The organism is Raineyella fluvialis, from assembly GCF_009646095.1.
Lineage (GTDB): Bacteria > Actinomycetota > Actinomycetes > Propionibacteriales > Propionibacteriaceae > Raineyella > Raineyella fluvialis.
The window spans coordinates 808493-826150 of sequence record NZ_CP045725.1 but is presented as its reverse complement, the minus strand read 5'-3'; the positions used below and the strand labels follow the sequence as shown (position 1 = coordinate 826150).

General features: G+C 71.1%; 17 protein-coding genes, 2 tRNA genes and 2 pseudogenes. 11 read left to right on the top strand and 10 right to left on the bottom strand.

Annotated elements, in window-relative coordinates:
- The first annotated feature begins 35 nt into the window (after window positions 1-35).
- Window positions 36-1328, top strand: coding sequence for an alpha-amylase family protein (locus Rai3103_RS03810; RefSeq protein ID WP_153571461.1), 1293 nt, complete (start codon window positions 36-38; stop codon window positions 1326-1328).
- A gap of 12 nt (window positions 1329-1340) precedes the next feature.
- Here the strand turns inward: Rai3103_RS03810 and Rai3103_RS03805 are convergent, their stop codons facing one another.
- A complete protein-coding gene (locus Rai3103_RS03805) occupies window positions 1341-1994 on the bottom strand; it encodes an EcsC family protein (protein ID WP_153571460.1) in 654 nt (217 codons plus the stop codon).
- A 61-nt stretch (window positions 1995-2055) separates the two neighbouring features.
- On the opposite strand from Rai3103_RS03805, the gene aat reads away from it, so the two are divergent.
- Together aat and Rai3103_RS03795 are read left to right on the top strand one after the other, a co-directional pair.
- Entirely contained in the window at window positions 2056-2793 is a 738-nt protein-coding gene (aat, locus tag Rai3103_RS03800) for a leucyl/phenylalanyl-tRNA--protein transferase (RefSeq protein ID WP_153571459.1), read from the top strand.
- The gene (locus Rai3103_RS03795; protein ID WP_479685346.1) at window positions 2793-4193 is read left to right on the top strand and encodes an MptA/MptB family glycosyltransferase; all 1401 of its coding nucleotides are present in this window, start codon (window positions 2793-2795) and stop codon (window positions 4191-4193) included. The genes aat and Rai3103_RS03795 overlap by 1 nt, the downstream gene beginning before the upstream one ends.
- On the opposite strand, the gene Rai3103_RS16885 is transcribed toward Rai3103_RS03795, so the two are convergent.
- From Rai3103_RS16885 to larB, 3 genes are read right to left on the bottom strand one after another with little or no spacing between them, the layout of a single operon-like run.
- Entirely contained in the window at window positions 4177-4356 is a 180-nt protein-coding gene (locus Rai3103_RS16885; protein WP_194793255.1) for a hypothetical protein, read from the bottom strand. The two genes, Rai3103_RS03795 and Rai3103_RS16885, sit on opposite strands and share 17 nt — an antisense overlap.
- Window positions 4357-4358: 2 nt before the next feature.
- Window positions 4359-5591 carry a nickel pincer cofactor biosynthesis protein LarC gene (larC, locus tag Rai3103_RS03785; protein ID WP_153571456.1) on the bottom strand — a complete coding sequence of 411 codons (1233 nt, stop codon included), beginning with the start codon at window positions 5589-5591 and terminating at the stop codon, window positions 4359-4361.
- Window positions 5588-6259, bottom strand: coding sequence for a nickel pincer cofactor biosynthesis protein LarB (larB, locus tag Rai3103_RS03780; RefSeq protein WP_153573597.1), 672 nt, complete (start codon window positions 6257-6259; stop codon window positions 5588-5590). The genes larC and larB overlap by 4 nt, the downstream gene beginning before the upstream one ends.
- A 39-nt stretch (window positions 6260-6298) precedes the next feature.
- Between larB and pheA the strand changes: the two genes are divergently transcribed.
- Both pheA and Rai3103_RS03770 read left to right on the top strand, forming a co-directional pair.
- Window positions 6299-7234, top strand: a complete 936-nt coding sequence (pheA, locus tag Rai3103_RS03775) for a prephenate dehydratase (protein ID WP_228489138.1) — start codon at window positions 6299-6301, stop codon at window positions 7232-7234.
- A 10-nt stretch (window positions 7235-7244) separates the two neighbouring features.
- A complete protein-coding gene (locus tag Rai3103_RS03770; protein WP_153571455.1) occupies window positions 7245-7772 on the top strand; it encodes a hypothetical protein in 528 nt (175 codons plus the stop codon).
- Here Rai3103_RS03770 and Rai3103_RS03765 read toward each other — a convergent pair whose 3' ends face one another.
- Both Rai3103_RS03765 and Rai3103_RS17395 read right to left on the bottom strand, forming a co-directional pair.
- A complete protein-coding gene (locus Rai3103_RS03765) occupies window positions 7773-8606 on the bottom strand; it encodes a diacylglycerol/lipid kinase family protein (RefSeq protein WP_239022427.1) in 834 nt (277 codons plus the stop codon). It abuts the gene before it with no gap.
- Window positions 8607-8653: 47 nt separating this feature from the next.
- Window positions 8654-9349 (bottom strand): phosphatase PAP2 family protein, encoded by a 696-nt coding sequence (locus Rai3103_RS17395; protein WP_153571453.1) that lies wholly within the window; start codon window positions 9347-9349, stop codon window positions 8654-8656.
- Window positions 9350-9399: 50 nt separating this feature from the next.
- Here Rai3103_RS17395 and serS point away from each other — a divergent pair, with 50 nt between their 5' ends.
- Together serS and Rai3103_RS03750 are read left to right on the top strand one after the other, a co-directional pair.
- Entirely contained in the window at window positions 9400-10668 is a 1269-nt protein-coding gene (gene serS / locus Rai3103_RS03755) for a serine--tRNA ligase (protein WP_153571452.1), read from the top strand.
- Window positions 10669-10677: 9 nt separating this feature from the next.
- Complete coding sequence (locus Rai3103_RS03750; protein WP_228489137.1) at window positions 10678-11475, top strand: HAD family hydrolase; 798 nt, start codon at window positions 10678-10680, stop codon at window positions 11473-11475.
- A gap of 10 nt (window positions 11476-11485) precedes the next feature.
- On the opposite strand, the gene Rai3103_RS03745 is transcribed toward Rai3103_RS03750, so the two are convergent.
- From Rai3103_RS03745 to Rai3103_RS03735, 3 genes and pseudogenes are all read right to left on the bottom strand, one after another.
- Entirely contained in the window at window positions 11486-12046 is a 561-nt protein-coding gene (locus Rai3103_RS03745; protein WP_194793253.1) for a helix-turn-helix domain-containing protein, read from the bottom strand.
- Window positions 12047-12159: 113 nt separating this feature from the next.
- Window positions 12160-12747, bottom strand: a complete 588-nt coding sequence (locus Rai3103_RS03740) for a bacterial proteasome activator family protein (RefSeq protein ID WP_153571450.1) — start codon at window positions 12745-12747, stop codon at window positions 12160-12162.
- Window positions 12744-13747, bottom strand: a pseudogene (locus Rai3103_RS03735) (NAD(P)H-quinone oxidoreductase). The gene Rai3103_RS03740 and the pseudogene Rai3103_RS03735 overlap by 4 nt, the downstream one beginning before the upstream one ends.
- A 56-nt stretch (window positions 13748-13803) precedes the next feature.
- Between Rai3103_RS03735 and Rai3103_RS03730 the strand changes: the two are divergent.
- Together Rai3103_RS03730 and Rai3103_RS03725 are read left to right on the top strand one after the other, a co-directional pair.
- Window positions 13804-13890 (top strand) — tRNA-Ser (locus tag Rai3103_RS03730).
- 1 nt (window position 13891) lies between these two features.
- A complete protein-coding gene (locus tag Rai3103_RS03725) occupies window positions 13892-14335 on the top strand; it encodes a hypothetical protein (RefSeq protein ID WP_153571449.1) in 444 nt (147 codons plus the stop codon).
- An 8-nt stretch (window positions 14336-14343) separates the two neighbouring features.
- On the opposite strand, the gene Rai3103_RS03720 is transcribed toward Rai3103_RS03725, so the two are convergent.
- Window positions 14344-15906 carry an LCP family protein gene (locus Rai3103_RS03720; RefSeq protein ID WP_153571448.1) on the bottom strand — a complete coding sequence of 521 codons (1563 nt, stop codon included), beginning with the start codon at window positions 15904-15906 and terminating at the stop codon, window positions 14344-14346.
- A gap of 124 nt (window positions 15907-16030) precedes the next feature.
- Between Rai3103_RS03720 and Rai3103_RS03715 the strand changes: the two genes are divergently transcribed.
- Both Rai3103_RS03715 and Rai3103_RS03705 read left to right on the top strand, forming a co-directional pair.
- Window positions 16031-16124: transfer RNA gene (locus Rai3103_RS03715), tRNA-Ser, on the top strand.
- 108 nt (window positions 16125-16232) lie between these two features.
- Window positions 16233-17644: pseudogene (locus Rai3103_RS03705) on the top strand (AMP-binding protein); the annotation flags it as partial.
- Window positions 17645-17658 lie beyond the last annotated feature (14 nt).

Below are 17658 nucleotides of genomic sequence, written 5' to 3'. Positions count from 1 at the left end.
TATTGTGAGGACCGCCACGTGACTAGGCTGTGAGCATGACCGTGAGCCAGCCAGCCTGGGTCGACTACTCCGTGTGGTGGCACTGCTACCCGCTCGGATTCACCGATGCGGAACGGCGCCGGGTCGCCGGTGACCCCGTCACCCATCGCTTGGAGCACCTGGTGGGCTGGCTCGACTACCTGGTGTCCCTCGGGTGCAACGGTCTGCTGCTGGGGCCGGTGTTCGCCTCGGTCTCCCATGGGTACGACACCCTCGACCACTACCGCGTGGACGCCCGGCTCGGTGACGAGGCGGACCTGCGCCGGCTCGTCGACGAGGCCCATCGGCGCGGCATCCGGGTGGTCCTCGACGGCGTCTTCAACCACGTCGCCCGCGAGCACCCGGCCGTGGCCCGCGCCGAAGCCGCCGGACCCGGGACGCCGGACGGATCCTGGGTGCAGTGGGTCGACGGTTACGTACGCTGCTTCGAGGGCCACCTCGACATGCCCGAGCTCGACCTGAGCACCCCGGCGGTCCGCGACCACATCGTCGGGGTGATGGAGCACTGGCTGGCGTTCGGGATCGACGGCTGGCGCCTCGACGCCGCCTACGCCCCGGGCCCGGACGCCTGGGCGCCGATCACGGCCCGGGTCCGGGCCGACTTCCCGGAGGCCTGGTTGCTCGGTGAGGTGATCCACGGTGACGTCGCGGACTTCGTCCGCCGCTCCGGAGTGCACAGCCTCACCCAGTACGAGCTGTGGAAGGCGATCTGGTCCTCCCTGAACGACACGAACTTCTGGGAACTGGCCCACGCCCTCGAGCGGCACCGGGCGTTCCTGGCGACGTTCGTGCCCCAGACGTTCATCGGCAACCATGACGTCACCAGGATCCGCAGCATGCTGAACGACGACCGCCACCTCGGTCATGCCGTGGTGCTGCTGATGGTGCTGCCCGGCATCCCGTCCATCTACTACGGCGACGAGCAGGGGTTCGTCGGGACCAAGGAGGACCGCCCCGGCGGCGACGACCAGATCCGGCCCGCGATGCCTCCGCGGCCGGAGAACCTCTCCCTCCTCGGGCGGCCGATCCTGGCGCAGCACCAGGCGCTGATCGCCCTGCGGCGGCGCCACCCGTGGCTGGTCCGCGCCGACATCGCGGTGGTGGCCGTGACGAACGAGACGATCGTCATCGAGTGCTCCAGCGAATCGGGCGGTGCCCACCACGAGATCGCCATCGCCCTCAACGTGGACGACGCGCCCCGGCCGATGCCGAGCGGCACGGTCATCGCCCACAGCGCTGAGGACCTGATGGAGATCGAGGCGCACGGCTGGGCCGTGCTGGAGCGCTGAGCGCGGCGGGTGCTAGCCGATCGCGCGGCGCTGCACCAACTCACCCCGGGCGAAGGTGCCGATCTGGCGGGTGGCGACCCCGTCGAAGACAGCGCCGATCCCGCCCCCGATGATGGGGATGCGCTTGGTCGCCAGCACCCCGACGGACTTGCCGCCATGGATGGTGAGCAACGACGCGACGACCTTCTCGGAGACGTCCTCGTAGAGACTGGCATTCGCGATCGGTGCGGTGGCGATCAGCAGCGGGGTGCCGGGCAGCTTGCCCTTGCCCACCAGCCGGGTGACTTCCTCCCCACCCATCAGGCACATCAACACGGCGGTGCGCACCCGGGTGTCCTCGATGTCGTAGCCGCGCAGATGGGCGATCGCCGCCACCATCCGGGCCTGCAGCACGGCCAGCCCGACGATGTTCATGGGCAGGCTGATCGCGGTGACGACGAGGCCGCCGACATTGCTGAGGAACCCCGACGCCGAGGCCAGGGCGATGTGGGAGCTGATCACCGCGTCGACGGCCTCGTCGGTGCGCGGGTGCTTCTGCAACTGCTTCGCCGCCACCGCCTTCGCCCCCGGCATCGAGGGGACGCCGTCGATCGCCAGATCGAGGATCCGGCGCAGCGTCGTGCCGGCCGTCGACCGGGCGGAATTGCGGGACACCTCGTCTGCCATGGGCCCAGCGTACGTCCCCGTCCCGGCGTGGCCGGTCCGGGATTCCACCCATAATGGCCTCATGGCCCGCCCCTATCTCGACCCCGCCCCGCTGCCAGGCCCGGGGCAGTGGGCGGACCAGGACCTGGTGGCGCTGACCATCGGCATGGACGCGCCGCTCGTCATGCGGGCGTACGTGAACGGGATGTTCCCCATGCCGATCTCCGAGGACGTCTCCGACGAACTGCCGCCCGCCGACTGGATCGGCTGGTTCTCCCCCGTGGCGCGCGGGATCCTGCCGCTGGAGGAGCTCCGCGTGCCCCGCTCGTTGCGCAAGAGCGCCAAGCACTTCGAGGTGAGCGTCGATCGGGACTTCGCGGCCGTGCTGGCCGCCTGCGGCGGACAGGACCGGGAAGGCGGCTGGATCGACGAGAGCGTGGTGGCGGTGTACTCCGAGTTGCACCGGGCCGGTCGCGCCCACTCCGTGGAGGCCTGGACGCCGGACGGGCGGCTCGCCGGCGGGCTGTACGGGGTCGGCTACGGCGGGTTGTTCGCCGGGGAGTCGATGTTCCACGACCCGGTGATCGGCCGGGACGCCTCCAAGGTCGCGCTGATGGGTCTGGTCGCGATGCTGGCGGCGAGCGGCGACGCGGATCGCCGGTTGCTCGACGTGCAGTGGCGGACCGAGCACCTGGCCAGTCTCGGGGTGGTGGAGGTCTCCCGGGAGGACTACCTGCGACGGCTCCGCCGGGCCCTGGCGCTGCCCCTGCCCCGGTGGCGGATCCCGGACGACTGGCGGACGGTTAGCCTAGGCCAGTGATGCGTACGTCCTGGTTGCCGCCGGCCGGCCTGACCTGGCGGAACAGCCCGCGGGTCGGCCTCGGGCTGATCCTGCTCGCCACCCTGCTCACGGTGGCGGTCGGCGTGCTGGGCCCGTCCGCGGTCACCCTCACGCTCGGCCCCCGGGCGTCACTGCTGCCGCCCTACTACCTGCCGTCCGGGACCGTCCCGACGCCGGGGGAGTGGGTGGTCTCCGGCGTGCTGTACGGCGCCGTGATCATCGGTGGCGTCGGCCTGTCCATCGCGGTCCGGGCGGTCCGGGACGGCTGGACCCCCACGGTCTGGCGGGTGTTCACCTTCGGCGTCGTGCTCAACGTCGCCACGCTGATGGTGCCGCCGCTGACCTCCGCCGACGTGCTGATGTACGCGGCGTACGGCCGGCTGCAGGCCCTCGGGATGAACCCGTACGACATCACGCCGGCCGCCGTCTTCCGCAGCCAGTTCGACCCGGTGCTGCGGTGGACCGAACGCCCCTGGCAGGACACCCCGAGCGTGTACGGGCCGATCATGTCCTGGGTGCAGCTGCTCGCCAACCGGTTCGGCGGCCTCAACATGCACGACATCGTCTTCTGGCTGCAGCTGTCGGCGTTCATCCCGTTCCTGGTCACCAGCGCCGTGGTGGTCTGGCTCGCCCACGGCGACGAACAGCTCAAGGGCCGCGCCGCCCTGCTCACCATCGCCAACCCGCTGCTGATCTGGGCGATCACCGCCGGGGCCCACAACGAGGGCTGGTCGGTGATGTTCGCCATGCTCGGCATCATGCTGATGCGCAAGACGTCCATCGGCGCGGGGGTGATGATGGGCCTGGCCGGCGCCTGCAAGCTGAGCATCGGGCTCTACGGACTGGCGATGGTGTGGGGCTACCGGCGCCAGCCACGCAAACTCGTCGGACTGCTGGTGGGGACGGCCCTGTCGATGGGGCTGCTGTACGGGCTGTTCGCGCCGGGGGCGCTCTTCGCGGCGCTGCGCAACACCTCCTACGTCTCCGTCGGGTCCTGGGCGCAGCCGTTCTACACCGTGCTGACCTATTTCCTGCCGGTCCCGGCGGCGACCGGGGTGCTCGGCGTGGTCTCCTACGCAGGCACGCTCACCATCGCGTGGATGCTGTCCCGGGTGCTGCCCTGGCACGCCGTCGCCGGTACCCCCGACGGTGTCGCACCCGATCGGGACCCCATCACCATCGCCGTCCGCACCGCCCTGCTGCTGTCGGTCGGCTGGCTCACCACCTCGCTCTACACCCTGTCCTGGTACGACCTGATCGCCTGGGGGCCCTGGTGCTGGTCGGCGCGACACGGCTCGACGGGCTGTTCATCTGGCGCGGGATGTTGCTGTCCCTGTCCTACATCCCGGGCCGCGGCCTGGACTACGGCCAGAGCCTGAGCGCGGCCGCTGCCCGCATCCGCGACACCTTCTCCCCGGCCGTGCAGTGGGCGGTGCTCGCCGTCATCGCCTGGTGGTGGCACCAGGACGCGCTGCGGCGCCGGGCGGAACGCAACGGACCCGCCCCGACCCTGCGGGACCGTTGGCACCAGGGGGTGGCCACGGTCAACTCCTATCGGGACGCCATAGGGCATCGGCGGCAGCGGCCGCCCGGGCAAGAGCCCGCTTGACCGGCAGGCCGGCCGCCGCGGCGTACGCCTCGACGTCGCGGAACTCCGGCTGGACGTTGACCACCTGACCGTCCCGCCGGGCGACCTTGACCGCGATCGGGCGGCCGTCGACCTCGACGCTCACCAGCTCCCGCTCGACGGTGTGCTTGACCACCGCCGTCTCCCGCAGGCCGATGGCGGTCGTCGCGGCCGCCACGATGCCGATCACCGTGGCGCGGTCGGCCGGGTCACAGAGCACGGCGAGGGTATGGGCGGGGCGGCCCTTCTTCATCACGATCGGGGTGAGCCAGGCGTCGGCCGCGCCGGCGTCGAGCAGGTCCGCCAGGACGCCGGGCCACAGCCGGGGGTCGAGGTCATCGACGTTGGTTTCCAGAAGGATCTGGGTCGGGGCCTGGCCCTGCGGCGTACGCCCCAGAACGACGCGCACCACGTTGGCGATCCCCTCGGGGTCACGGGTGCCGGCGCCCAGCCCGGTGGTGGTGATCGTCATCGTCGGCATCGGGCCGAACTCGTCGGCCCATGCCGCCGCGAGCGCCATCCCCGTGGGGGTGGCCATCTCCAGGGCGACCGGTCCGGCGGAGACCGGCACGGCGTGGGTGATGGCGATGTTCGTCACCGCGGGGCCCGGGACAGGGATCCGGCCGTGGGCGCCGAGCACCTGGTCGCCGTGCCCGACGGTGACCGCCGAGCAGACCACCCGCCGGGGCGCCAGGTCGACCAGCGCCGCGCAGCAGCCGACGACGTCGCCGATCGCGTCCAGGGAGCCGACCTCGTGGAACTCGACGTCCTCGGGGGCGACGCCGTGGACCTGCGCCTCGGCCCGGGCCAACACCTCGAACGTCCGCTGGGCGCGCTCGCGTACCGTCTCGGGGAGGTCGGCGGCCGCGAGCAGGTCGCGGACCTCGCGCCACGGCCGGTGCGGGTGATGGTGTTCGTGCGGATGATGCGCGTCGGCGGCGCGGCCGGTCGAGCGGTCGACCACGGTGGCCTTCGTCGCCGCGAGGTGGTGGCGGGTGGTGGGGGCCACCTGCACGTCGACGTCGGGATGGACGGCGCCGACGCAGCGGCGGACGAGGTCGAGGTCCGCGCCGGCGTCGAGCAGGGCGCCGAGCAGCATGTCACCGGCGATCCCCGCGGCGGCGTCGATCCAGAGCAGGTCGGCGGTCATCGGCCCGCCTGCGCACCCACGGCCCGGGCGATCCGGGCGGCGTGCACCCCGGCGCCGAAGCCGTTGTCGATGTTGACCACGACGACGCCGGGAGCGCAGGAGTTGAGCATGCCGAGCAGTGCGGAGAGTCCGCCGAAGTTCGCGCCGTAGCCGACGGAGGTGGGCACCGCCACCAGGGGGATGCCGACGAGCCCGCCGACGACCGACGGCAACGCGCCCTCCATCCCCGCGATGACGATCAGCGCGTCCGCGTCGGCGAACCGCGGCCGGGCCTCGAGGATCCGGTGGATGCCGGCGACACCGACGTCGGTGATCCGTTCGGCCCGCGCACCGAACGCGCGGACGGTGACGGCCGCCTCCGCGGCGACCGGCCCGTCGGAGGTCCCCGCGGCGATCACCGCGACCGTCCCGTGCGGCTCCGGCAGGGGACCGTACGTCACCGTCCGGGCGACGGCGTCGAGTGTGGCCTCGGGCAGGGCCGCGGCGATGACGTCGTGCGCCTCGGGGGTGAGCCGGGTGGCGAGCACCGCCCGGTCCGGGTGGGCCTCGTGCAGGTCGTGCAGCAGGGTGAGGACCTGCTCGGGGGTCTTGCCCGCCCCGTACACCACCTCGGGATCGCCGGTGCGGGCCGCCCGGTGCAGGTCCAGGGTCGCCCAGTCGTGTTCCATCGCCACACAGCGACTGTAGGTCACCGTTACGCTGGCGGGGTGTCTCCCCTGACGTACGGATACTTCGGCCCGGCCGGGACCTTCACCCACCAGGCCCTGCTACTGATCGCCGGCGACGAGGACGTGCTGACGCCGTTCCGCTCGGTGGTCGCCGCGCTCGACGCGGTCCGCGCCGGTGAGATCGACGCCGCGTTCGTCCCGATCGAGAACTCCCTCGAGGGCGGGGTGAGCGCAACCCTGGACCAGTTGGCCGCCGACGAGACGCACCCGCTGATGATCCGGCGCGAGGTGCTGCTGCCGGTGCAGTTCGCGCTGTGTGTGCGCCCCGGCACCGGGCTGGCCGATGTCCGGGCGGTGCTCACCCATCCGCATGCGGCCGCCCAGACGCGGATGTGGGTGGCCCATCACCTGCCCCGGGCGGTCGTCACCGAGGGGCCCTCGACCGCGGCGGCCGCGGTTGAGGTCTCCGATCCGGACTCCCCGCACGACGCGGCCATCTGTGCCCGGATCGCCGGCGAGATGAACGGTCTGGAGATCCTCGCCGACGGCATCGCGGACAACGAGGACGCCGTCACCCGGTTCGTCGTCGTCACCCGGCCGAGCACACCGCCGCCGGCCACCGGCGCCGACAAGACCACGCTGGTGGCGTACATGAAGGTCGACCGTTCCGGTTCGCTGCTGGGCATCCTCGAACAGATCGCCGGGCACGGGGTGAACATGACCCGGATCGAGTCGCGACCGACGAAGCAGGCGCTCGGCAGCTACTGCTTCTCCATCGACGCCGAGGGCCACCTGGACGACCCCCGGATGCAGGAGACCCTCACCGGCCTGCACCGGGTGTGCGCCAAGGTGACCTTCCTCGGTTCCTACCCGCGGGCGGACCGGCAGGCGCCGATCCTCGACGAGGGCCAGACCACCGAGGCGTACGCCGCCGCCCAGCGCTGGCTGGACGGCCTGCGCCACCCGGCCCAGTAGGCTGCGGGCCATGACCAGGACCCTGCGCGCCGCGGCCGTGGCGGCCGTCGCCGTCGCCACCCTGCTGGTCGGCGGCTGTGCCTCCGGGACCGCGCCGGTCACCCCGGTGACGCCCACCCCGACGACGGGGGTCGCGCCCGGCGGGACGCTGCAGCGCCCCCTCTACTCGGTCGTGGTCCCGCAGGGCTGGACCGATCTCGGGTCCTCGGACACCTCCGGCCAGATCGACGCCTACCTCGCCAAGGACGGGCTGAGCTCCGGGATCTCCTTCAGCGTCTTCGTCGACACCTCCGGCCGCAGCCGCGACACCCTCGTGCAGCAGGCGAAGGCGGCGATGCCGGGTGCCACCGACGCGCCCGCCGTGACGGCCGGCGGTCGCCGGTTGACCGGCCTGCAGGCCGAGGCCGAGGGCCTGGTGCTGCACCAGTACTACCTGGAGACCGGCGGCAAGCTCGTCGCGCTCAACTGGTCCTGGCCGAAGGACAAGGACGCCTCCGCCGACATCAAGCAGATCCTCGACAGCCTGACCTGGAAGTGATCACGGGGCCGGCACCCGCAGGACCAGGGCGGCCGGAACCACTTCGGCGGTCAGCCGGGTGCAGGTCCCCTGGGGGTCGCCGTCCAACTCGTAGCTGTCCGGCTGGTCGACGACGATCTCCACGCTGCCACCGGACAGCCGGGTCAGCCGCTCGTCCGTTCGGTTCCCCCGGGTCAGCACCCGGGTGAAGACGCTGACCCAGTCGCGCAGGCTGCGCGGGGAGGCCACCAACAGGTCGAGTTTGCCGTCGTCGGGCCGGGCCTCCGGCATCAGCTGGATGCCACCCTGGAGCAGCCCGACGTTGCCGATCAGGGCGACATGAGCGCGGGTGCGCAGGACGGGGACCCCGTCGACCCAGACGCGGGTGTCCAGCGCCGCATGGTCGGCGTGCTGAGCCGCCGAGACCAGGTACGCGGTGTTGCCGAGGGCACGTTTGAGGTCCTTGTCCGCCTCCCCGACGATGGCGGCGTCGATGCCGATCCCGGCCATCACGCAGAAGTGGTCCGGCTCACCGCCGTCGGCGCTGACCTTGATCAGGTCGATCGTGCGGTCCACCCCCTCGAACGCGGTCTCCAGCGCCCGGACCTCGTCCAGCGGGATCCCCATGTTGCGGGCCAGCAGGTTGCCGGTGCCGGCGGGGACGATCGCCAGCGGGATGCCGGACCCGGCCAGACCGGCCGCGATCACCCGCACGGTGCCGTCGCCCCCGGCGCCGATCACCAGGTCCACCTCTTTGCGGACGGCGATCGCCGTCATCTCCACACCGGGGTCGTCCTCGGTGGTCGGCAGCCAGATCGCCCGGCGCCAGCCCCGGCCGGTGAGCTCGAAGTCCACGTGGCGGACGAAGGTCGGCACGTCGAGCACCTTCGTCGGGTTGTAGATCACCGCGGCGCGGGGCGGCTCCTCGACCGAGTCCGGGGCGGGATCGATGGGGCCGGGGGCGGGTTGGCCGTGGACGTGCACCTTGGCGAGCAGGAGTGCCCAGCCGGACGCGACCGCCCCCACAGGGCGCCGCCGACGATGTCGGAGAACCAGTGCGCCCCCAGGCCCCAGCGGTCGATCGCGTAGAGGAGCACCAGCGCCACGCCGCCGACCCGCCAACCACGGGTGGTGGCGTGCGACTGGCGGGTCGTCATCATCGTCGCGGTGACCATCACGGCGACCGTCACGATCGCGGACAGGTGGCCGGACGGGTAGCCCCAGCCGCTCACCGCGAGGATGTCGGGGGAGTACGGCGGTCGGGGCATCCGCAGGACGATCTTCGCCAGGGTGATGCCGGCCCAGGACAGCGCGCCGGCGAGCACGATCGCCAGCGCCAGCTCCCGCAACCGGCGGCGGTAGGCCCAGTACGCCAGCAGCACGAGTCCCGTGTAGAGCACGACGGGGGCGCCGACGATGCCCACCGCGGCGAGCAGCTGGAACGCGCCGTGGGCCCGGTCGAGCGGTGGGTCGAGCAGCAGGAGCCGATCGAACGGCCCCAACAGCCCGGAGACGGCGAGCAGGGTCCAGACGACGTACACCAGCAGTGCGGTCGGCGGCAGCCAGAGCCGGACACGGTGGGGAAGAGGCTCGGACATGGAACGATCCTAGGCGTCCGGCGGCCACAGTGGGCCGCTAGGCTGGCCCCGTGATTGATCCCAAGCTGCTGCGCCAGGACCCCGACCGCCTTCGAGCCTCGCAGAGGGCACGCGGCGGGTCCGAGTCTGTCGTCGACGAGCTCCTCGTGCTGGACGAGAAGCGCCGCAGTGCGATCACCGCCTTCGAGACGCTGCGCGCCGAGCAGAAGGACCTCGGCAAGCTCGTCGGCCGCGCCAAGGGCGCCGAGAAGCAGGAGCTGTTGGAGCACACCAAGGCCCTCGCCGCGGAGGTCAAGGAGCACGAGGCCGCCAGCAAGGAGGCCGACGCGGCCTTCACCGAGCGGCTGCGGGGACTGGGCAACATCATCGCGCCGGAGGTGCCGGTCGGTGGGGAGGAGGACTTCGTCCTGCTCGAGGCCATCGGTACGCCGCGCGACTTCGAGGCCGAGGGATTCACCCCGCGGGACCACCTGGAGCTCGGCGAGATCCTCGGCGCCATCGACATGGAGCGTGGCGCGAAGGTGTCCGGCTCCCGCTTCTACTACCTCACCGGGCAGGGTGCCGAGCTGGAACTGGCGCTGATCAACCTGGCGATGCGCAAGGCGCTGGAGTGGGGCTTCACCCCGATCATCCCGCCGGCGCTGGTGAAGCCGGCCGCGATGGAGGGCACCGGCTTCCTCGGTCAGGCGGCCGAGGACGTCTACCGGCTCGAGCGCGACGACATGTACCTGGTCGGCACCGCCGAGGTGCCGCTGGCTGGCTACCACATGGACGAGATCGTCGAGTCGCTGCCGAAGCACTACGTCGGCTACAGCCCGTCCTACCGGCGCGAGGCGGGATCGTACGGCAAGGACACCCGCGGCATCTTCCGGGTGCACTGGTTCGACAAGGTCGAGATGTTCGTCTACTGCGACCCGGCCGACGCGGAGCGGGAGCACCACCGGCTGCTCGGCTTCGAGAAGGAGTTCCTCGAGGCGCTGGAGATCCCCTTCCGGGTGATCGACGTGGCCTCCGGGGACCTCGGCCTGTCCGCGGCGCGCAAGTTCGACTGCGAGGCGTGGCTGCCTACCCAGCAGACGTACCGCGAGGTCACCTCGACGTCGAACTGCACCGACTTCCAGGCCCGCCGGCTCAACATCCGCGGGCGCTTCGAGCAGGGCACGGCCCCGCTGGCGACGCTCAACGGCACGTTGTGTGCGGTGACCCGGATCATCGTCATGCTGCTCGAGAACCACCAGCAGGCCGACGGATCGGTCCGGGTGCCGGCGGCCCTGCGGCCCTACCTCGGCCGCGACGCCCTGCTGCCGCAGCAGGGCTGAGCCGCAGGGGTGCGCCGGACCTGGCGGCCACGCCTGGTGGCCCTCGACATCGACGGGACGATCGTCGATCACGACTCGGTGCTGCCCGACGCGCTGCGCGATGCGATCCGGCGGATCGCCGAGGAGGGAACCCAGGTCGTCCTGTCGACCGGACGCTCCTGGCACGACACCCGCGACGTGGTCGACCGGCTGGGGCTTCCCGAGGGGCCGTACGTGTGCTCGAACGGTGCCGTGGTCGTCCGTTATCCGCCGCTGGAGGTGGTCCGGATGGTCACCTTCGACCCCGCCGACGTGATCGAGCGGGTGCAGCGGATGGCCCCGCACGCCCTGATCGCCGTCGAGGAGGTCGGCCGCGGCTACCGGCTCAACGCCCCGTTCCCGCCGGGTGACCTCAGCGGCACGATGGAGGTGGTCGGCGTCGACGACCTCGCCTCGCGGCCGGTCACCCGCGTCATCGTCCGCGATCCCGGCAGTTCCCCCGAGGACTTCATCGAACTGGCCGAGCGGCTCGGTCTGCACGGGGTCTCGTACTTCATCGGCTGGAGCGCTTGGCTCGACATCGCCCCGGAGGGCGTGCACAAGGCGATGGCGCTGGCCGATGTCTGCGCCCGTCGCGGGATCGACCCGGCCGACGTCCTGGCGATGGGTGACGGGCGCAACGACATCGAGATGCTGCGCTGGGCCGGCCGCGGGGTCGCCCTGGGCGACGCCCCGCTGGAGGTCCGGCTGGCCGCCGACGCGGTCACCGGGTTGTTCGACGAGGGCGGCACCCTCGCCGAACTCTCCCGGTGGTTCGACCTGGACTGAGACTGATCGACTAGGCGGCCAGCACCGACTCGACCACCTGCGCGCGGGCCGACAGCACCTCGTCGGGGCTCGGCGGCTCCGGGGAGGTGTCGTCGCGGGGTCGTTCGGGGACACCGGCCGCCTCGGCGCGGGCCCGGCGCAGGTGCCGCTTCACCGTCGAGAGCGAGCAACCGAGGCGCTGGGCGATGGTGTCCAGCGACATGTGCGGATTCTGCGCGCGCAGCCGGACGATCTCGGCATGGTTGACCTGGTGCGGCGAGGCGGACACGCCGGTGAGTGAATCAAGGTCGTCCGGTCCGACGGTCAGCTCGAGGAGCGTACGCATCCGTCGCCGCTGGTGCTCGGTGGTGCCGGCGACGAAGCCGGAGACGTCGTACTCGACCACCGCGCGGTAGAGGCACTCCGGCATCTCCCCGCACCCCCCGCAGATCGCGCTGGCGCGACGGGTCATCGCCGTCCGCTGCCGGCGCTGCTCGGCGGTGGCCGATCGGCCCGGATCGTCCTCCAGCAGCGGGTGCTGGTACAGCTCCGGGTGCTCGGCGCACCCGGCCTCGGTGACAGAAACGCTCACGGTCATCCCCTACTCGTGTGACGTATCAGTGTGTGGTTGTCCGTGCGTTGGACTCCGTACACCGGGGGATGGTTCCCTGACCAGATGAAAGGTCGGGGGACGGAAGGTGAACGCTAGAGGTACATGCCTCCCTGACCCGGGTTCTGACCGGGCATCGGGTGTTGCGGGGCGGGACCCTGCTGGTTGGGCAGCTCCCGGCGGCCACGCTCGAGTTGCGCCCGGGCGGCCATCTGCTGGGCGACCAGGGCGGTCTGGATGCCCTGGAAGAGCCCCTCGAGCCAGCCGACCAGCTGGGCCTGGGCGATCCGCAGTTCGTCGTCCGAGGGTGTGTGAGCGGGGGTGAACGGTCGCGACAGGCGCTCCAGTTCCGCCGCGAGGTCGGGACTCAGCCCGTCCTTGAGCTCGGCGACGGAGCTGGCGTGGAGCTCGGCCAGCCGTTGCCGACTGGCGTCGTCGAGGGGTGCGGTGCGCTCCTCGTCGAGGAGGCGCTGGATCATTGTCGCGATCCGCATCACCTTCGCCGGCTGTTCGACCTGGTCGGTGACCGACCCGTTCTGCGACTCCTCGGCCCCGTCCGGGCCCGTCACCGCCATCTGCTCCGGGCCGACCACGTACACCCGCCCGTCGTCCGTACGACCGGCCAGTACCTGCGCTTCCCCGTTGGCGTCCTCGGCGGCGCTGCCCTGCGGCTCCTCGCTCATGCGTCGAGTCTAGGAGCAACGGCGTCCGCGTCGACGACGAGGACGATCTTGCCGCGATGACCGGGCGCCTCCATCATCTCGTGGGCCCGGCGTGCCTCGGTGAACGGCACCCGCTCGGTCTTCAGGGGGCGGATGATCCCCTCGGCGAGCATCGGCCAGACCACCTTGGCCACCCGGCCGCAGATCTCCGCCTTCTCCGCGACCGGACGGAAGCGCAGTGACGTGGCATGGATCGAGGCGCGCTTGTTGAGCAGGACTCCCATGTCGAGCTCGCCCCTGCGGCCACCCTGCAGACCGATTGTCACCTGGCGCCCGCCGATCGCCAGGGCACGGACGTTCAGGGGCAGGTACTTGGCGCCCATGATGTCGAGGATGACGTCCGCACCGTGTCGCCCGGTGACCTCCTTCACCGCCGCCACCCAGTCGTCGTGGTAGTCGATGGCGTGGTCCGCCCCGAGGGATCGGCAGTAGTCCAGGTTCTCCGCCGACCCCGCGGTGGTCAGCACGGTGCAGCCGAGGCCCTTGGCGTACTGGATGGCGAACGACCCGATGCCACCCGCGCCACCGTGCACCAGCAGCGTCTCGCCGGCAGTGAGATGGACCAGGTCCATGTTGGAGACGACGGTCGCGGCGACCTCGAGGATGCCGGCCGCCTCGATGGGATCGAGGCCCGGGGGCGGCGGGACCAGCTGCCCGGCGGGGGCCACGACGTACTCGGCGTAGCCGCCGGCCGCGAGCAGTACGAGGCACTCCTGACCTGGCTGCCAGCCGCGGACGTCGGGACCGAGTTCGGCGACGATGCCGGCGACCTCCAGGCCGATGATGTCCGGGTGGCCCGGCGGCGGGGGTAGTGGCCCTGGCGCTGGAGGATGTCCGCGCGGTTCACCCCGGCGGCGACGACGCGCACCAGGACCTCGCCCGGGCCCGGCGCAGGGCGCTCGATCTGCGCCAACTGGAGTGCTTCGGGGCCGCCTGGTTCGGGGGCGAGAATCGCGCGCATGAGCATGGTCCCAGCCTTGCACACGGGCTTCGCTAGGATCGACCCTGATCCTCATTGGCGAGATCGCATAGTGGACTAGTGCAGCCGCCTTGAAAGCGGCCGAGCGGGTGACCGTTCCGTGGGTTCGAATCCCACTCTCGCCGCGTGAACACCTACCGCCTCGATGCAGCGCTGCCCGCCCGCGCCTTCGGCATCGCCGCAGGCCTGTTGATCGTGGGCGGGCTGCTGCTGGTGGTGGCGACGGCAGCACACTGGCACGTCGTCGTGGTCGTGATCGCGGTGGTGCTGGTGGTGCTCGGTGCCCTCCAGGGGGCCCTCGCGTTCCTCGTCGCCTCGCGGGGACGCGTACGCATCTCCCTCACCGACTCCGGCTACCAGCTCGCCGCACTCGGGCGTACGTCGGCCCGTGACTGGACCGACATCACCCGGGCCACGGTGACCGACGACGAACTGCGCCTCTACCCGCGCGACGACGAGGAGCGCCCGGACCGGGTGCCGGTGCTCGACCCCGGCCGGCGTGGGGACTTCGAGCGCCTCGCCGAGGAGGTCACCGAGCGGATGCGCGCGGCGTACGGCCGACTCGACTGACGTTCACTTCACCCAGTACGGCGGGTTCGCGACCGCTTCCTGTGCGGCCACCGGATCGTACGCACAGACGGCGCGGACATTGACGCTGGCCTCGGTCGCCTCGGACGTCGGCGTGGGCGTCGGGGTCGTCGCCTTGCTGGTGGCCTTGCGGGTGCTCGTCGGGGTCGGGGTGGGGCGGGAGTCGCCTCGGTGCTGGCAGCGGGAGCCGAGGACGCGGCCGGGGAGGGGGTGGCCTTGCGTGCCGACTCCTTGATCGCCTCCTGCACCTGCGTCTTCATCAGGGCGAAGTCCGGGTGCGCCGAGTGGAAGCCGGCGGTGCCGTTGGTGAACACGATCGAGCGGGTGTTGCCGGACCGCATCAGCAGGGCGAGGTTGAGCACCGACGCCAGGTCTCCCTGGGGGACGTCCGTGGTCACCACGCCCTGGAACTCCCGGGCGATGGCCTCGTAGCGGCTGAGCAGGTTCGGCACGTTGGCCTGGTCGGCGAGCGCGCTCAGGACGCAGCGCTGCCGGGCCATCCGCTGGAAGTCGTCCGAGCCGAACCGGCCGCGGGCGTACCAGAGGGCCTGGTTGCCGTCGAGGTGCTGGTTCGCGCCGGGGGAGAGCCACTGCTTGGGCGGCGTGTGCGTGTCGGTGCTGCCGCCCATCGGGATGTAGGAGTTGATGTTGACGGTCACCCCGCCCATCGCGTCGATCAGCCGCTCGAACCCGGCGAGGTCGACGACGGCGTAGTAGTCGATCGGCAGACCGAGGGCCTCGCCCACCGACGCCTTCATCACGTTGCCACCGGCGTGGGTCTTGTCGGGGAAGAGTTCCGGGTGCTGCTCCGGCACGAACTCGTACATCGCGTTGAGCATGAACATCGGGTCGTCGGCGTTGTGGCCGTCGTACCAGCCGTTCGGGTAGGCCTTGCGCAGCGGGCCGTCGGGGAACGGCATCCGGGCGGTGTTGCGCGGCAGGCCGAAGAAGACGGTGTCGCCGGTGGTGGTGTCGATCGAGGCGACCATCACGGTGTCGGTCCGCATGCCGGTGCGGTCCGGACCGGAGTCGCCACCGAGCAGCAGGACGTTGAGGCGGCCCTTGCTCTTCCAGGCCTGCGGGACGCCGCCGGTCGTCGGCGCCGTGTTGCCGCCGAAAACGCTGGTCACCAGGTCCGCCTGGGACCAGGCGTAGCGGGCTCCCACGGCGGATGGCGCACCCACGGCGAAGGTGAGCACGGTCACCATCGCGAATCCGGCCCAGCGCTGCCAGGTCTGGATCGGCAGCGGCCGGATCCGTAGGTGGACGGCGACGATGGCGAGGATCCACAGCAGCGCCATGGCGCCGAGCACGACACCGGTCACCCGGAGGAACGTGGGGTTGACCAGCATCGCCAGGGCCCACTCGCGGCGGACGGCGATCAGCACGCCCAGGGCCGCGAGAGCGCCGATGGCGAGCCCGATGACCAGGTTCCCGAGGGCGCGGTGACCGGCGCGGATCAGTCCGATCCCGGGGAACACGGCCGTGAGGACCGTCCACCCGGAGGCGACCGAGAAGGAGTCGGCGCGCAGCCGGTCGTGCTGAGGGTCCATCGGTTCTCCGGGAGTCAAGGATCAGTTCCCCCCAATGTAACGCGACATGCGGAGCCGCAGACACCGGACGGGGTCCCGGTTGGACCGGTCGGGGCGGAATCGGTAGCATGATCCCTCGGTACTTGGAGGCGTCGCCTAGTCCGGTCTATGGCGCCCGCCTGCTAAGCGGGTTTGGGACTTAAATCCCATCGCGGGTTCAAATCCCGCCGCCTCCGCCACCTGCAGCCCCCCGGATCATCGGTCCGGGGGGTTGTTCGTCTCCGCGTGCCGTCCTGAGGGCTATTGGTCTGTCCAACTGCCCCCCGCGCCGCTAGAGTCCCTCACACTTGGGCGCACAACGCTGTGCGATCCGCCGTTCGGCACGCGGGCGCCCCCCTGGAGAGAAGGAAGGGAGAACCCATGGGCCTCCGCGAGAGCGACGCCATCCAACCCCCAGCAGCATCCTCGAGGACGAGACCGTACCGCCTCACGCACGACTGGCCGAGGAGGCGGGTCGTGACCCGCTCGGCTTCTGGGCCGAGCAGGCCGCCGAACTCGAGTGGTTCGAGCCCTATCAGGACGTGCTGGACGACTCGAACGCTCCGTTCTTCAAGTGGTTCACGGGCGGCCGGACCAACATCGTCCTGAACGCCATCGACCGCCACCTGCACGGGCCGCGGAAGAACAAGCTGGCCCTGATCTGGGTGCCCGAGACCGGCAACGAGCCTCGGACGTTCTCCTTCCACGCGCTCAACCGCGAGGTCAACCGGATGGCCAACGTCCTCAAGGCGATGGGCGTGGTCAAGGGTGACATCGTCACGATCTATCTGCCCCGGATCCCCGAGATCTGGTTCGCCATGCTGGCCTGCGCCAAGATCGGCGCCGTCCACTCGGTGGTGTTCGGTGGCTACTCGTCCGACGCCCTGCGCGACCGGATCGACAACTCCGAGTCCAAGCTGCTGATCACCGCGGACGGGTCGTGGGTGAACGGGTCGGTCTTCCCGATGAAGTCGATCGTCGACGAAGCGATCCGCTTCTCCCCGACTGTCGAGAACGTCATCGTCGTCCGGCGCACCGGCACCGAAGTCACCATGGACCCGCTGCGCGACCACTGGTACCACGACCTGACGTCGTTGCCGATCGCCAACGGCAAGTGCGAGACCGTCCCGATGGACGCCGAGGACCCGCTCTTCCTGCTCTACACCTCGGGCTCGACCGGCAATCCCAAGGCCATCGTGCACACCCACGGCGGCTACCAGGTGGGGACGTACGCCACCACGAAGTACGTCTTCGACCTGCGAGACGAGGACCGCTACTGGTGCACCGCCGACCCGGGCTGGGTCACCGGGCACTCGTACGGTCTCTACGGGCCGCTGCTCAACGGGGCCACCTCGTTCATGTTCGAGGGGGCCCGACCTTCCCGTACCCGAACCGCTGGTGGCAGTTGATCGAGTACTTCGGCATCTCGATCTTCTACACGGCCCCGACCGCCATCCGTTCCCTGATGCGCTTCGGTGACGCCTGGCCCAACCGTCACGACCTGTCCTCGCTGCGCCTGCTCGGGTCGGTCGGCGAGCCGATCAACCCCGAGGCCTGGCACTGGTTCCACTCGGTGGTGGGCAAGGGCCAGAGCCCGATCATGGACACCTGGTGGCAGACCGAGACCGGCATGTTCCAGATCACCCCCACGCCGTCGCTGCCGCTCAAGCCGGGATCGGCCGGCAAGCCGTTCTTCGGCCAGGAGGTCGCCGTCCTCGACGACGACGGCAACGA

What these genes read in the sequence shown, in the direction of transcription:
- larB (WP_153573597.1), bottom strand. Translation starts at nt 6,259, where the DNA reads ATGGAACACGACTGGGCGACCCTGGACCTGCACCGGGCGGCCCGCACC.
- Rai3103_RS03770 (WP_153571455.1), top strand. Translation starts at nt 7,245, where the DNA reads ATGACCAGGACCCTGCGCGCCGCGGCCGTGGCGGCCGTCGCCGTCGCC.
- Rai3103_RS03720 (WP_153571448.1), bottom strand. Translation starts at nt 15,906, where the DNA reads ATGGACCCTCAGCACGACCGGCTGCGCGCCGACTCCTTCTCGGTCGCC.
- aat (WP_153571459.1), top strand. Translation starts at nt 2,056, where the DNA reads ATGGCCCGCCCCTATCTCGACCCCGCCCCGCTGCCAGGCCCGGGGCAG.
- larC (WP_153571456.1), bottom strand. Translation starts at nt 5,591, where the DNA reads ATGACCGCCGACCTGCTCTGGATCGACGCCGCCGCGGGGATCGCCGGT.
- Rai3103_RS03740 (WP_153571450.1), bottom strand. Translation starts at nt 12,747, where the DNA reads ATGAGCGAGGAGCCGCAGGGCAGCGCCGCCGAGGACGCCAACGGGGAA.
- Rai3103_RS17395 (WP_153571453.1), bottom strand. Translation starts at nt 9,349, where the DNA reads ATGTCCGAGCCTCTTCCCCACCGTGTCCGGCTCTGGCTGCCGCCGACC.
- Rai3103_RS03795 (WP_479685346.1), top strand. Translation starts at nt 2,793, where the DNA reads ATGCGTACGTCCTGGTTGCCGCCGGCCGGCCTGACCTGGCGGAACAGC.
- Rai3103_RS03810 (WP_153571461.1), top strand. Translation starts at nt 36, where the DNA reads ATGACCGTGAGCCAGCCAGCCTGGGTCGACTACTCCGTGTGGTGGCAC.
- Rai3103_RS03805 (WP_153571460.1), bottom strand. Translation starts at nt 1,994, where the DNA reads ATGGCAGACGAGGTGTCCCGCAATTCCGCCCGGTCGACGGCCGGCACG.